The organism is Paenibacillus sp. PL91, assembly GCF_012935325.2.
GTDB lineage: Bacteria > Bacillota > Bacilli > Paenibacillales > Paenibacillaceae > Pristimantibacillus.
On record NZ_JABBYG020000029.1, the window covers coordinates 34419 to 49801 of the forward strand.

At 41.2% G+C, this 15383-nt stretch carries 15 protein-coding genes; all 15 read left to right on the forward strand.

The window, feature by feature from the left end; genetic code table 11:
- Positions 1-4 precede the first annotated feature (4 nt).
- Entirely contained in the window at positions 5-1402 is a 1398-nt protein-coding gene (locus HI950_RS32955) for an ATPase, T2SS/T4P/T4SS family (RefSeq protein ID WP_169091041.1), read from the forward strand.
- Complete coding sequence (locus tag HI950_RS32960) at positions 1403-2332, forward strand: type II secretion system F family protein (protein WP_169091043.1); 930 nt, start codon at positions 1403-1405, stop codon at positions 2330-2332.
- A gap of 16 nt (positions 2333-2348) precedes the next feature.
- Positions 2349-3221 carry a hypothetical protein gene (locus tag HI950_RS32965; protein WP_169091045.1) on the forward strand — a complete coding sequence of 291 codons (873 nt, stop codon included), beginning with the start codon at positions 2349-2351 and terminating at the stop codon, positions 3219-3221.
- A 17-nt stretch (positions 3222-3238) separates the two neighbouring features.
- Positions 3239-3388: a hypothetical protein gene (locus HI950_RS32970; RefSeq protein ID WP_169091047.1), complete on the forward strand. Its 150-nt coding sequence runs from the start codon at positions 3239-3241 to the stop codon at positions 3386-3388.
- Between the two features lie 13 nt (positions 3389-3401).
- Positions 3402-3593 (forward strand): hypothetical protein, encoded by a 192-nt coding sequence (locus tag HI950_RS32975; protein ID WP_169091049.1) that lies wholly within the window; start codon positions 3402-3404, stop codon positions 3591-3593.
- A gap of 48 nt (positions 3594-3641) precedes the next feature.
- Positions 3642-3836, forward strand: coding sequence for a hypothetical protein (locus HI950_RS32980; protein WP_169091051.1), 195 nt, complete (start codon positions 3642-3644; stop codon positions 3834-3836).
- Positions 3837-3882: 46 nt separating this feature from the next.
- Positions 3883-4074: a hypothetical protein gene (locus HI950_RS32985; RefSeq protein ID WP_169091053.1), complete on the forward strand. Its 192-nt coding sequence runs from the start codon at positions 3883-3885 to the stop codon at positions 4072-4074.
- 5 nt (positions 4075-4079) lie between these two features.
- Positions 4080-4238 (forward strand): hypothetical protein, encoded by a 159-nt coding sequence (locus tag HI950_RS32990; protein ID WP_169091056.1) that lies wholly within the window; start codon positions 4080-4082, stop codon positions 4236-4238.
- Positions 4239-4413: 175 nt separating this feature from the next.
- Positions 4414-4776, forward strand: a complete 363-nt coding sequence (locus HI950_RS32995) for a hypothetical protein (RefSeq protein WP_169091058.1) — start codon at positions 4414-4416, stop codon at positions 4774-4776.
- Positions 4769-5395, forward strand: coding sequence for a hypothetical protein (locus HI950_RS33000; RefSeq protein WP_169091060.1), 627 nt, complete (start codon positions 4769-4771; stop codon positions 5393-5395). The genes HI950_RS32995 and HI950_RS33000 overlap by 8 nt, the downstream gene beginning before the upstream one ends.
- 197 nt (positions 5396-5592) lie before the next feature.
- Positions 5593-5937, forward strand: a complete 345-nt coding sequence (locus HI950_RS33005) for an HD-GYP domain-containing protein (protein ID WP_169091062.1) — start codon at positions 5593-5595, stop codon at positions 5935-5937.
- Positions 5938-5968: 31 nt separating this feature from the next.
- Entirely contained in the window at positions 5969-6184 is a 216-nt protein-coding gene (locus HI950_RS37220) for an HD domain-containing phosphohydrolase (protein ID WP_411268180.1), read from the forward strand.
- A gap of 183 nt (positions 6185-6367) precedes the next feature.
- Positions 6368-7351 carry an S-layer homology domain-containing protein gene (locus tag HI950_RS33015; RefSeq protein ID WP_169091064.1) on the forward strand — a complete coding sequence of 328 codons (984 nt, stop codon included), beginning with the start codon at positions 6368-6370 and terminating at the stop codon, positions 7349-7351.
- 63 nt (positions 7352-7414) lie between these two features.
- On the forward strand, positions 7415-14149 hold the full coding sequence (locus HI950_RS33020; protein WP_169091065.1) for an Athe_2463 domain-containing protein: 6735 nt from the start codon (positions 7415-7417) through the stop codon (positions 14147-14149).
- A 1016-nt stretch (positions 14150-15165) separates the two neighbouring features.
- On the forward strand, positions 15166-15383 hold a 218-nt coding region (locus HI950_RS33025), incomplete at its 3' end, for an SH3 domain-containing protein (protein WP_169091067.1).

The following is a 15383-nucleotide window of genomic DNA, read 5'->3' on the forward strand; positions in this document are numbered from 1 at the left end:
CGAAGTGAACAGATCATCGATTCGAAAAAAAAGGGTTAACTTCAGCATTTTTGAGCATTTACAAACGGATAAAAAAGAGAACAAACGAGAACAGCAGGTCACGAAAGGCTATCTTCATCGCACGCTCGGAGAAGTCGTCAAAATCGTTCAAGAGAAACTTAAAAATATCGACGGCACCCCGGAAGAACAAGATGAGGATAAAGAAACGATTCATCAGGCTGGTCTAGGCAACCCGATCGCTCAAGAAAAGATTAAGGCTCTAATCAAACAAATAATTAATGATAAAATGTTGTACGCAACAACAGGCCAATTGCAAGAAAGAATGAGTTTGTCCGATGCAGTATTTGCTCTTACTGTAGGAGCCGGCTACATCGAAGATTTATATAAGGCCAAGGATATAGAAGAAGTTCAAGTGAACGATACAGAAATCTTTGTTATGAAAGACGGTGTATCGACAAGGTATCCAAGGCGTTTCGACTCAACAGAACAAGTAATTCGATTACAAGAGAGACTTGCCCTATACGGCCGGGCAAGAATCAATGAACAGCATCCTATCTGTCACACATTCATGCATAATAAGGCACGTCTAACGATGACACAATCACCTTATTCACCATTCCCAGCCATTGCTATTCGGAACTTTATTTTGAAAGATCCAAGTCTGCTGACTCTGATGGAACGAGGTACCCTGAATGAAGATATGGTCCTTCTATTAACTCTTCTTGTCCGTTATCACGCTTCTATTATCGTTGCTGGAGGAACCAAAACAGGTAAAACAACAACCCTTTATGCGCTAGCAAGAGAAATACCTATTCATGAACGGATACTAACCCTTGAAACGGAATTTGAAATGATGCTTCACGAACGGCTTTTAGGTAGGAATATTATCCCATTTCAAGCTATTGCTAATCTCGGCTTAACGATGGAGGAAGCTTTTAAACCACTTCTTCGGCTAAGCCCTGATCGGATCATTGTCGGTGAGATTCGGGGTTCTGAAGCATCGCAGGCGACTCAAGCTGCACTCAGGGGTCACGATACAATGGTCTCTTTGCACTCGAAGTATAGGAATATGATTATTTCGGACATCATGGACATGGTTAAGCAAGATGGCCGAACGCACGATAACGAAATGCTTAAAATGCGTATCGGGCGTGCATTCAATATCGTCATCTATCAGCGATTTGTAAAAGTAAACGAATATAAGAACCGGCGAGTAATGTCAGAAATTACAGAACTCGTCCCTTTAGAAAATGGCGTTATTGAAGAACGCCCGCTTTTTCTTTGGAATCTTAAGAAAATGGCATGGGAAAGAACTGAGAATAAAATTAGTGATGGATTGATGGACCATATGATGTCATACGGTGCAATGACAGAAGAATTCACCAAAATAGGAGCCTATTAAATGACAACCATAAAAATAGCGTTTCTTGCAATTTTTGTGATCGGCACTTTTTTCATTGTTGGACCCATTACCAGTCGTCTAGCTATGGGCTTGATGTTATTTAGTCGGAATCGGTTTTACGATAAGCGTCGTGCTCAAGGACGTGCGGGGGATGAGAGATCCGGTAAATTCTGGTCCGATCATCCCCTCATGATCAAATTTAATGAGTATTTGAGCATAGCTGAGATAAAGATGCCAGCAAATTATCTACTTACAATGTGCTTGTTGATCGCAGTTGTAGTTTTTCTAATCTGTTATAGAATCATGCCTGCTCCCCTATATAACGCCATAGTTGGTTTTCTGTTTGGTACTATCCCGCTTCTATGGTCGTGGTCAAGATTCCAACGCAAAAATCTTTCGATGGCCTCGGTAATGATTCCAACTATCCAGAACTTCATTGGATATTTCACGGAAGCAGATAACCTTGAGGGTGCTATCTATAAAGCTTCCCGTACCGTTCCGTATGAAATCGCTAGTGAATGGAACCGATTGATTATGGATCTGCAGACGGGTGAAAATCCTGAACAGGCGATTCTGCAGTTTGCAGAAAGGGTCGGTAATGATTGGGCGCATTATTTCGCAGACATTTTAATCACTCATTTGGATAACGGTGGGGATATAACTCCTTCGCTATTTAAGTTAATCAATGAAATGCAGAACACGATGTATAACGAGGAAAAACGAATAACCTTACTTACGGCTTATAAATGGGGAACCTTTCTCATGATAGCACTATCAGTATTTGTAGTGTATTTCAACATCCAGATGGATCCGAAAAATGCGCATTATTACTTCGAAGATCGTTCCGGAATTCAAGTAGTCACTTTGTCTATAGGGGTTCTGTTCGTCTCATTCATAGGAGCTATGCAGATGGGAAGGAAAAAATTATAGAAATGAGGTGTGGCATGTGGTGATGTGGTTGATTCTAGCCTCCTTTACTATCGGGTCTGCAATGGTCTTCTTACCAATAGCACTGTCCATTAAATTCAGGAATCGGTTAAGACTTCCATCAGCAAGGAATAAGCGAAGACAAACATTTCAAGATTTTCTAGAAAGAAGAATTAGAGTTGAGAACACAAAAAAATCAAATTACAAACTCCTACGGAGATTAAAAACAGCGGGCTATCCATTTGGAATGCAGGCATTTCATTTTCGCTTAACACAGCTCCTAGCACCGATCTTCATTGCAATATTTTGCATGTCCTTATACATGCTAAAGAACACAATAAATGACTATCCAGCACCATTCCCAATTTTTCCGTTCGTCATTATGGTAATGATCGGATATGCCGGACCATCTTTATTGCTCCTTTATTATGCGAATAAGAGAAGGGAGGTTTTAGCCGAGGAAATCGTAAAATTTTCTCATCGGCTTGTAGTTTGCATAACAGATAAAATCCCATTGTATTATGCAATCCGCCGTGCAGGTCGTACCTGTAAAGTCCTGAAGCCCTATATAGACGATATGTTGATCGATTGGATGGATAATCCACGTGCTGCAATAAATCACTTCGGTGATCAGGTGGGCATAAACGAGGTCCTTCCAGTAACGAACACATTACTCGCCAGTTGGAACGCTTCACAAGATAAAATTATCGATTTATTCCATCAGCAAATCCGAAACATTGACACTATGCGCGATTTTCAAATCAAAAAGAAAATTGAAGCAGGACCACTGCGTGTAACCTTTATAATCTTGATTCCATTCTTAGCGGCTAGCGCACTTGTTATGCTGCCTTGGTATAACAGTTTCATGGAAACCTTGAGAGAAACATTTTAGGAGAGGAGAGAGATTAAGTGGACAAGCTGATATTGCCGGTCGTTATTTGTATCATTCTTTTCGGATTAGCGTTTTGGATCTTCAATAATCCAGACGGGATCGGCAAAGGCGTTGAAAACGGTGGAACAAATGTGAAGATTAAAATAGAACAAGCTACAAGTAGCTAAGGAGAGAATCAAAATGGATAAGTTAATTATTCCAGTTGTCATCTGCATTATTTTATTCGCTGGGGCATTCTTCATGTACAACAACCCTAATGGTATTAATGATGGCATTAATGATGGTACATCTCGTGTTAATACTAAAACAAGCACTTTTGATTATCGTGGTAACATCGCTCCTGGAGCAGGTCAATCGATGCCAACCGGCTAATAGCCGATCCGCTATAAAGTATACCCTAGGAAAGGAGAATAACCTCAAATGGATAAACTGATCATTCCAGTTGTCATCTGCATTATTTTATTCGCCGGTGCTTTCTTTATGTATAACAACCCAAACGGGATTAACGATGGTATCAACGATGGATCAGCACGAGTAAACACTAAAACGAGTACGTTTGATTATCTCGGAAACGTAGCACCTGGCGCCGGTCAATCAATGCCAAGCGGCGGCTAAGTTATTAATTATCTACCAAAAATTCATTATAAGGAGCAAATTAATCATGGATAAATTGATCATCCCTGTTGTAATCTGTATTATACTCTTCGCTGGAGCTTTCTTCATGTATAACAACCCTAATGGCATAAATGATGGTGTCAACGATGGAACAGCACGTGTAAACACAAAATCAAGCACATTCGACTATTCGGGATCGGTAGGTCCTGGAGCAAGCCAAACGCTCCCAGCAGGCTAAGAACCATGGAAAAGTTACCCTTGATGGTTGTGGTCAGCATTATTGTTATTGGATTATGTTCATGGGTTTTTCTTGGTGATAATGGCTTGAATAAATCAGTAGGTAATGGGTACGACAGTCTAAAAACAAATGTTCGTGCGTATGGATACAAGCCTGAACCATAGATTGTCGAATGGGGGTGTTCGCACCTCCAATTTTTTTTAGGTGAAAGGAGGAAATATAGTGTTAAGGCTCCGGAAATTAATGGAACGATTAAGGAAACGATCGGGAAATCAAAAGGGAATAACCGATATGCTCGTGCTTTTAATAATAATGCCTATATTCCTGGGTGTAACTTTGATGGTGATTATCTTTGCTACATTCTTATTACGGCAGGCTAAAATCGACGATATAAAGGCTCGTGCTCTACAGATGGCACAAACTGAGGGGTATGTGACTACGACTATAATAAACGATACTCGAACAAAATTATCTACCGTAGGCTTCCCTGCAGTTGTAAAGGGAGGAGTTACCTATCCATCTTTTACCGGTAGCACAACGACAAAAGTATTAAAAGATGATGTAGATCCGACAGTTCGATTAGTGATTCAATATCCCGCTTCCGATCTATCTAAGCTAATGGCATTTTTTGGTGCCACTACAGTAGAAGATCCTGGATACTACTACCTAGAAGCAAACGGGAGAAGTGAAACATATGAATAAGCCAAAAATTCTTGGTAACGAACGTGGCGGAATTGCGATTATGTTAATGAGTTTGATCGCAATGCTATTTTGCATCATCGTATTCGTCGTTGTCCTTGATTACATAATGCTTTATAAAGATCAGAACAAACTTAAAAATGATCTAAACAGAGCGGTGCATGCTGCCTCACTATCAATTGACGAAGAGCAGCTCTCGCAAGGATTCTACCGACTAGATACGACGACTCCTGGCACACGGGCGCAAGACATGTTTTATCGGTACCTCCGAATAAACATGGGACTTGATAATACAAATAAAGCGCTGGCATCCAGTGTAATTCCGGAAAATGAAACGGTTAATATTAGCGAGCTATTATATGTTGATTGGGAATCAAAGGTCCTAGTTAACATGCATTCCACGCCTACAAGTTGCACGTTAAATACGACTACCTCTAAGGTGACTTGCGCGGTGACATTGAACGGTGGAACATCGACTCAAATTACGCGAACGATAAATCAAACGGTAATAGGCCCGTCTGTTATCGCAATCATAAATACGTATCATAAAGGCGTCGGTCCAATGGCGAATGAACCGCTTTTATTACCAGCTGTTCAAGAGGTTTATTTCAGGAAAAGATAATTGAAGTGCTAGGAGAATTAAGAGAATTGGATTATAGTCTATATATTAATTAGTATATTACTATTCCCCGACGTTTCATTTTCGACGGAGTGAAGAAAAATTAATGACTATAAAATAAGAGAGAAGAGGGTGATGCTTACGATTCAATTTAGAGCGGAGCAAAACCCTATGGATGATGTTATCACAAATGGGATAAGTTGATCGGAGATGAAAAAACTCTTATTGTTGTTCAGGCTCTCTATCGCTGTCTACAAGTTAGAGATCCAGTTACAGCAGCTCATTCGTTACATATGGCTGAGCTAACTTACAGATTGGCAGAAGAATTTGATCAATCGAACGCAGGTTTATACTTTGCAGGTGCCTTAACACATGATATTGGTAAGATGGGGATGACAGATCGAATACTGAAAGGAAGCGGGAAATTGACTTCCAATGATCGCATTCATTTACTAAATCATGTATCAGACGGTTATCGCCTTCTTAACAGCCTTGAAATGCCTCAAATAATCTTGGACATAGTAAGTAGTAAGATACCATCATGAAAGATACGATGGTACTGGATACTTGGTTGGATTGAATGGTTTAGAAATCCCACTGGCAGGCCGAATAACCGTTATATCAGATACTTATTCTGCTCTTACATCAAATCGGCTCTATTCAAAAGCAAGGAGTAGAGATGAAGCTATAGGGATTATGTTACAGGAGAAAGATAAATTCGACCCGCAAATACTGAACTATTTCATAACAAATATAACATCAGAAATTGAGAGAAGCAGACAAATAATCTGATGGAGTAAGCTGTGGAATTCTAGTAATTTCATAATTTTTTTCGTTTAAAACATGAGAAAAATTAGGAGAAAAACGAGGCATGGATTATATAATATATATACTAATTACTATACTACTATTTATGTCGATACAAAATAACGATAAATAATTATATATTAAAATTCAAAATGGAGAGTGTTAAATATGAAAAAAAATGTACGGAAATTCGTTGCTTTGTCGATAGCGGTCACAGTCTTAGCTTCAGCACAAGTCGTAGTTGCGGCAGCTACTTTTACAGATACCAAAACACATTGGGCGAAAAACGAAATTTCGATTGCTGTCGATCAAAAATGGATCAATGGGTATGATGCAAAAACGTTTAAACCAAATGCGAACATGACGCGTGCTGAGTTCTTAAAATCGCTCGTTACTGCTATGAAAATCAAAGTAGCTGATTCAGATACACCATTCGTGGATGATACTGGTTGGTTCCGTTCTTTCATTGCTACCGGCTTGAAAAACTCCATTATTAAAGTTGGCGATTATAAGGAGAATACATTTGAGCCAAATCTACCGATTACGCGTGAAGAGATTGCCCGCATGACGATCCGAGCACTGGGTAAGGATGCAGAGGGCATTAAATCGGGTTATTTGGCAGTCGCTAAAAAGCTGGAAATCATGAAGGGTTATCCAGATGGAACGATGGGCGGCGATAAGAATGCAACTCGTGCAGAGTCGGTAGTGATGATTACAAGCACACTGATCGCTAAAAACCCTACAAAACCAGTCTCTTATCCCAAAACCAAAGAAGAGATGAATACATTGATTAAATCATTACCTAATTTCAAGGGAACAACAACGTTTGGTGACGAAGGGATTGTATTTATCAACTCTAAAGCATCGGATAATTTTTTGGATAACACACTAATTGTTGAATATAACACTAGATTAAAAATGACTGTAATTAATATTGCTGATCCCACATCGGACAACCAATTGATGGTAAAGGATTTGCTTAAAAATTACTTTCCGAAATCATCTGAAAAAGCATATGAAACTTATATAAAAGTTAATAAAGCAGCAAATTCAGACGCTAATGCAGATATTAGATTAAAGTATGACGGACGTGTATTTGAGGCACTAAAAGCCTCTAGTGGTAAGAGGGTTCAGATTCGCATCGGATTGTAAATCAAATTATCCAATGTACGGCACTATATTTAGTTTCTTTTATAACAGCGGTTACTAAGAAAATTGGAGAGTGAGGAAGTGCATATATCCCTCAAGAGGAATTTATTTATTTCTCTACTTGTTATTTTATTGTTGAATTCTTCCATTCAATATAGTTTTGTAAGTGCCGCTGGTGCAGCTGATTGTCCATTACCTGCAACATATGATGCGATTGCACAAGGTCTTATTGATCAGAACGATATTCCTACTTCAATCAGTACCGGGAAAGGTACGCTCAAACTTAATGGCAATTATCTATCTAATCAATGTGGTCTTGGGAAAAATGCTGTTGTTTATGGAACGCCTGCCAATGTCCCCGGAAATCAATTTGATCAAGGCCAGTGGAGATATCTTGGATATGACCTTAATGGCGTTGTCTACCGTAACTGGAAGTTTCGTAGTGATTCCAGAGCAACAAAGCATGTGGCTAAAAACTGGGTTAAAACCCCATGGGAAGAGCCGGTAGGCAATAGGAAAGGTATAATAGGAACACCTGAAATCACTGGTCACCCTGAAGCGAGAGCATGGTTAGAGAAAATGATCGATCCCTATCATGAATCAGCCACTTTTATCCAAAGCTACAATAACCGGACAGGGAAAGCATGGACAGGAGATTCACTAAAACCCTATGTTATCTTTCAACAAGTACCTACAAAATTTAGTCCCGGCGTAGTTCAGATGTGGAATATTTGGCAGCCAGACGGATCTTGGTGGTACGAAATGTTTGAGATTCCTGCATTGGACCCTCTAATTCTTAAGCAACAACCAGACCTTCTAATTAAAACACTAGTTAGTCCGGCAGATGCGTGGGTAGGCGATTCTGTACCGATCAAAATAACGACAGAAAACAAAGGTACTGAAAGCAGCGGACCCTTCACAGTAGGCATCGTAGGAACAAACTTTAAATCGGAAGTCATATCGAATGTACCTCCCGGTCAGGTTAAAACAGTTACGGTTAATGTATCATCGACCACAAGTGGTATAAAGAGTTTTACGGCTAAGACTGACTTTGGTGAAGCCGTTGTCGAATCAAATGAGACGAACAATACGAAACCATTTAAAATTGCTTTCAATAAGAAAAACGAACCAACAACGCCAATCGCCATTATCAGTCACCTTGAAGGCGATCATCGGACCGAGCCAGAAATTACAATTAAGCCAGCCGTCGATCCGAAGCTAGACGATAAACTGTCTTATTCGCCCGGTAAAGAAGCTATTACACTTTATGAGTGGAAATACAAAGCACCAAACGGAACGATCTTTAAAAAGAAACCTATAACAAAGGACTTTGCCACTTTAGGAGAATACCTCGTTGAGCTGCGCGTTACCAACAGCAAGAACAAGGTATCAGAATGGGCGCAATTGAAGGTTACTGTCACAAACACTACGTCAACGCCTAAACCAAGCCCGACACCAACACCAAGTACTGGTCCCGAGGTCACACCGACTCCGACACCTAAAAGACCAATTAAGGTCGATATTACTTTCGATCCAATCGCCATCTTTACGGGTGAACAATCGAAGCTTGTAAATAACACAATCAATTGGGTTAGCTATACATGGTCGTTTTCTTCCAATTTAGCGCCATTGATTCCAGATGCGACAGACTTTGAACATAGCCCTATTACGTTCAATGAACCAGGTATTTACAGCGCTACGTTAACGGCTACGGACGAGCACGGATTTTCGGAAACCAAAACGACATACCTATCCGTAAATGATCCAAAACCGACAGCCATTATTTCTGGCGTTACGAGATGGATACAAGGACGCCCGTTTCCTTCGCTACATCATTTGGACAATTCCTATACGCCGCTTGCTAGTCGAGGCACCACCATTGATTGGAGCCGATCCGAGAAACGGTATAAAAAGAAAGATGGATCAGCTTATACAAGCAGCTGGCCTACTACAGCACCTATGGAATTAGGAAGTTACGAGCTGGAAGGAAAGGTTTATGATTCGTTTGGACGAATGAGCGAATGGGCTATACATCCACTTGAAATCGTTCCTGACGAACCGCCAACCGTAGAAATCACTGCACCTGATGAAGGCGTAAGGAATAACGAAGTTATGCTGTACATCGACGCATCAAGTCCAGATGGTGACGATATTACGTCTTTGAAAATCGAGGAGCGCTATGATAGCAATGGTGAAGGTAATTTTGAAGATGAAACATGGAACGTCATTTATGATGGTTCAAACAAGTTCACCCATACCGTCAAATATACAAGCGTAGGGAAACGTCAGTATCGAGCAGTAGCGAAAGAAAATTTTGGATTGTCGGCAGCGTCCAATCTGGATGAAACCAATATCATTAACATGGCACCTGTGACTAATTTTAATGTGTTTGGTACAATTCAGCAGCCGGATCAAGGCGAGGATAGTGGGCCGCCGATTACAAATTACACGCCCGAATCGATCTTGCGATCATGGACATTGAAGAAGCCATATGTAGGCGGCAATGAAGGCAAAGCTGGCTGGAAGGTATCGGGCAGTAGCCTTACGACGAGAAATGCAGTTTGGGCAGATTTTAATGGCAATTACAATTTAGCAAAGAACCTGAAAAGATTGCCTGCGTGGGAAGGGAAAGTCGAAAACATCTATGCAGGATATAAAACACGTATCACTGTTAAATCGGGTTATTATTATGAATATAGTTGGGGAGGAGTATCTAACGAAAATTGGAAGTTCCAGATACGCGATGCTAGAACAGGTGCCGTTGAAGGTGACTATACGCATCATGGTTCTACTTTTGGAGATTCCAGTATTTTAGATATTAATACAGGAGACATCAATACCGCATATTTTAGGATGCACAGTAATGGAAACGTAAACGGAGGCGGATTGCGATTATACAATATTGTAACAGGCCAGCTTTTGCAGGACTATCCCAATATCACTCCGATCCCTCTAGAATGGGGGAGTGGGAATCAAGATTATTTTATTCAAGATGTCGTGTTCACGGAAGATAAGAATTATGCTTATGTCACTTCTTTGTTTAGCAATGGGCAGTCTTCATACGATATTCGTAAAGCTTTGTATGTAACGAAGTATGCGCTGCATCAAAAGACAGCTCTATGGACAGTCCTGTTAGATCAAAGAGATAATTATGCCACACAATTTGTTTCACAACCAATGGCTATCGACAAAAAAGGGAATTTGCATGTCACGTACTACTATCATGGTATGTTTCAAAACGTAAATGAGCGGACAGGTATATACAAAGTTTTTAATCCGGATGGAGTGAATATCAAAGGTACCGGATTGTATATGGGTGTTTATTCAGGTGTAACAACATCCTTGGATAAAACAATGGCTTATGCAGCGACCACTAGATTTGTATCAGGTAATTATGGGCAATCCCGAGATATTGGTGTTATGACTTATAACGCTGATTCTAACACTTTCGGACATATTGAGCATCAGAGTACGACTATCGCTGATATCAAGTATGAACCTTTTATGCTAAATCTTCCGGCAGTGAATAAAGACGGCTATGTTCATTTGTACAACGGAATGATCGCAACTCCTTGGGGTAGTCTTGTTAAAAATCATCCTTTATCTGCTTTTAGGAATCATCAAGCCTTGCTTGTGCCACACAACACCCAACCAGACTACAGTTCAAGCGCACCTAGCTATTATTACTCGACAGGCTTTTATACTTATGATGCCGATCTAACAGCAATGGACCGTATTGTTGCGCAGCCATCAGGAGATTTTTACACAGTAGGTGGGGGAACAAAATGGAAGTATAAATATACTCCAGCTACGTCTGGGACAGTAGCTATGGTTAGGCAAGAGAGCTATCAACAATACGTCGCCGCGTTTGCACCTAATCAGATTGATATTCATTTAGACAATACGGAGCAAACGCAATGGATAGAGAGTAGTAGTGTTGGTGGTAGAACATTGTTAAAAGGGACGGAGTTTATTAATTCAACCAAGGTAACACCAGATGGTTCGTTATTTTTGAACACTCAATATTACGATACAATTGGGTATTACGGGGAATCAAAATATCGAGATATGGTCATTCCACTTGTGGGTGAGTCAACAGGAGATTTACCGCGTTTGCTTGATGACAATACGGTAGAGGTAGACAGCGAAACTTGGGGCGGTCTGCTTTATGATCCCGCAAGTGTGATGCGAAATCAAGTGCTTGAATTTAACGTAGCTGTTAACAGCATGAACAATAATAAGGCAATTGGTGCTGCCATTCGGATTCAAGACGAGAAGAATTTATACGCGATAGAATGGACGCAGGATACGCTATTTCTCTATCGAGTCGTAAATGGACAGAAAACCGAACTGGCAAGATCCTATCTAGCTCGTCCTGTTGGTATACCAACAGCATTTAAAATCGAAGCAATAGGCAGCGAGATTCGTGTAATCGCCAATAACGTTAAGCTTATCGAAGTCTCGGATGGTACGTATGCTACTGGATCAGCAGGGCTATTGTCACTTGGACAGCAAATGGCTGCTTTCAGTTTGGTGAAGCGAACCAACTACGGTAACAGTTATCCTCAAAATACCTATGACTCGGTGCTGGTGAATGATCCAATCAGTTACGAGAAATTGTTCCAAGATATTGAGGGTGATGCGATGGGCGCGGAAGAGTGGAGTTACAGCCATAAACCCAACTTTTTCGAAAACCCCGAAAGTCTAAGTGTTCATAACGGAAAGACTTATCCCACCACTATTAATGCATTAGAAAAAGCAGGCTTGTATGAAATTACGTTCCGTGGTCAGGATGATCCTGGGCTTGCCAGCTACCGAAAATGGTCACAGCCAGTTAAGAAGATTATTTATGTGCATCGAAGGCCAATAGCGCAGCCTGACGTTCGTTTTACAGGGCGAGTGTTTGCAGAGGGTGAGGCGCTTGATTATGAAACGTTTGATAAGTCTTACGATCCCGATATAGCTCACGTCTTATCGGACAAGCTATTCCGCACACGATGGGCTGATGAAACCAAATGGACAACAGGGAAACGCGAGTATTACAACCGTCCGGGAGTGGAGCTGATCATACAGGAACAAGTACGAGACATACACGGCGCATGGTCATTTTGGGCAGAGACCGTTGTCTATAAAGACGGTATACCACCAGTCAACCAAACAAAGCCCGTTATGACAATTACGTATCCTACCGGTACAACGGCAGCAGCTCCTACCGTACTGATCAAAGAGCCAACGATTACATGGTCTTACTTTGATGCAGAAGGAGATCCGCAAGAGAGTTATCGTCTATCCATGACGTATGTAGACAATAATGAGACGGCTTTATACATCGAGCATGAGGGTAATGCACTCAGTTATAAAATGCTGACCGAAACCATCACGCCTGGTCGCGTGGTTAAAGTACAAGGTCAAGTATACTCAGCAGGCGTGTGGTCGAATGTAAGTAATGTTCGATACTTTGTCCTAGACTTGCCTCCTACGACTTATCTACTTTCGTATAATGGGCCAGATGGAGACAATCCGATCTATACCAATTCAAATCGTCCGCAGCTGCGTACATTTGTGGTTGATCCAGAGAATCACCCGATTTCCGCGATTGATTACGAGGTGTTCCGAGCATCGAGCGGTGCAACTGAATTAGACACGAACGCGGCCACAGCTGCAGCCAACTACACAACGACAGCTCTTGCGGAAGGGCTTCACTACTGGCGTGCAAGGGCAAATGATAGCTACATTTGGGGGCCGTACTCCAGTAATGGATTCTTCTTTGTCGATACCGTTAAGCCGGCAGACGTAAATGAACAGTTAGATATTGAGCCAACTGCGGTTACGGTGAGCTTTAATGCCTTTAGTGATGCCGATCCTTCTTCTGGCCATGCAACGCGAACCTTCTTCTTGCAAAAAGTAAATGCGGACGGTAGCGTTACAAACATTGATTTAAATAAGGATGGATCGGCAGAATACAGCGTTCCACTTGCTCTCACTAAACAGTCATATCGCGTTGAAGGCTTAATTAGCGGGCAAGAATATCGTGTGACTGTTTTGGATTATGACGTTGCAGGGAATGAAGGTCATTATGCATATATTCATTTCGTTACTAACCGCCCACCGACTGGAGACTTTGATTGGTCACCTAAACCGGTCTATGAAGGGGATATGGTCCAATTTAAAACAGATGTTGAAGATGAAGATGGCAATATACTTGTAGTAACTTATAAATTAACAAGTCCCTCAGGTGTTAAGAAAAATTACAGTTACAATATGAACAAACCATATCCAGTTAATGGTCCATCGATTAGAATGTCTGAGGTGGGCAACTGGATAGCAAAAATGGTAGTAAGTGACGAGATCGCTGAACCGATAACGGTTACGAAGGTAATTCAAGTTCGTCCACTTGGAATTACAGGATGGGTCAGTCATACAACAAAATGGGAGGAAAACCGATTAGAGTTTAATAAAGCCAATCCGACTGCCACACGCCCGTCAGATATGTTCTGGGCGGGTGAAGAATTTGTTCTTTCTGCAAATGTAACAGATACTGGATCTTCATTGGTCAAGGCGGATAAGGTAACCGTAGGCTTAGTCGGTCAAGGTATAACTGTCGATCTCAGTAATAGCCCATTTGGAAGCATTATCTTTAAGGGGTCGATGTGGCGAAAAAACTTTGATTCCCTACCTGACGGCAATAATAATTTTCTCTTTACCACCTATTACTCAAATGGTGTTGAAAAGACAACAACCGTGAAAATACAAATTAAAGATAGCATTTGGGATATTACTAAAACTCATCTCACACATTAAATATGAAAAGAGACCTTGAAGTTCTCATTTGAGAACCAAGGTCTTTTTTTGTTCAAACGTGAGCCCAAAACCTACAATCAAGGTGTTGTAGGTAAGAAAGGTAACGGCGTGACCCAAGGTTACTGCGTCAATGGCACCATCTACATTTCGGGACTATGTAGGGTGCGTTCGTTTGAGGAGATATCGTGGCACAGAATCGGCAGACGCTGGAGAATCTCGATCACGTGCTGGCGGGATTGGTGTCACGGGGTCGAACCTCGCTTATGTGGAGATTTATCTGACAAACTCGCAAGGCAACTGCCATCTCAGAAAACCGCCACCTGCGAGCTATTGAAATTAGTTCTAAGAGTGGATGGTATGAGCATCTCTGTAAGTCCGAGGTAAAGAATTTTTGATACAACAATTCCCGTAGAGGATTCACTAACTGTTCAGGTCATTTTTACAGAACCTTCGACTCGAGAGGAGTACGACGTAACACTGGATCTGACTTAACCCGGCAGGACGTATTGTTGCAGTAGTAACTGCATATAGCTGATTACGGATAGCCACAGTGGGTATCCGTTTTATTTTGTCGCCTCGGGCCGACCGTGTGGCTCAGCAGCCCTTGGATTAGAAACATCAGTTAGAAAAGGCCCGGGTTTTCCATGGAAAATTCCCCAACGAACAATTATTTCCATTTGGTGAGGTGACCCCTATTACATAAAAATCCGGAATCTGAAACTCTTATGGGCCAATTTAGATAATGGTAAATTGTAAAAGAAAAAGAGCTTATTTCGTTCGCTCTTTTTATAGAGCAATTGTAGTACATTTAAATCGGTGCGGTTCGTTTGTTCCGAACGTAAGCGGCGCCTTTTTTTGCAATATTACAACAAACGTTAGAATCTGACGTATATCTCTAGTTTTTGGCGGCGCATGGAGAATACGGGCGTTATTTTGCATATATAGGTCTGCATGAATCTAGTAATTGCTGGTATAATAGTAGACCTACATAGCTAAGAATACTAAAGGAGACTTGTATGAAAAAAATTGTATACCTAATAATTTTGATCTGTGGGTTGATTAGTATTTCCGGTTATATACCAAACCGGGCGGAAGCAAGCGGTAGTTATACAGCCAAGGTATACACCGACTCATTGAACGTCCGCAGCGAACCTTCTCTTAAATCGTCGATCGTGGGTGCTTTGAAGAATCGCGAGATGGTCACCGTTTCGAATGAAGAGCACGGCTGGCTGCG

Coding starts and splice junctions, on each gene's coding strand:
- HI950_RS32960 (WP_169091043.1), top strand. CDS start 1,403: ATGACAACCATAAAAATAGCGTTTCTTGCAATTTTTGTGATCGGCACT.
- HI950_RS32975 (WP_169091049.1), top strand. CDS start 3,402: ATGGATAAGTTAATTATTCCAGTTGTCATCTGCATTATTTTATTCGCT.
- HI950_RS32980 (WP_169091051.1), top strand. CDS start 3,642: ATGGATAAACTGATCATTCCAGTTGTCATCTGCATTATTTTATTCGCC.
- HI950_RS32985 (WP_169091053.1), top strand. CDS start 3,883: ATGGATAAATTGATCATCCCTGTTGTAATCTGTATTATACTCTTCGCT.
- HI950_RS32990 (WP_169091056.1), top strand. CDS start 4,080: ATGGAAAAGTTACCCTTGATGGTTGTGGTCAGCATTATTGTTATTGGA.
- HI950_RS32995 (WP_169091058.1), top strand. CDS start 4,414: ATGGTGATTATCTTTGCTACATTCTTATTACGGCAGGCTAAAATCGAC.
- HI950_RS33000 (WP_169091060.1), top strand. CDS start 4,769: ATGAATAAGCCAAAAATTCTTGGTAACGAACGTGGCGGAATTGCGATT.
- HI950_RS33015 (WP_169091064.1), top strand. CDS start 6,368: ATGAAAAAAAATGTACGGAAATTCGTTGCTTTGTCGATAGCGGTCACA.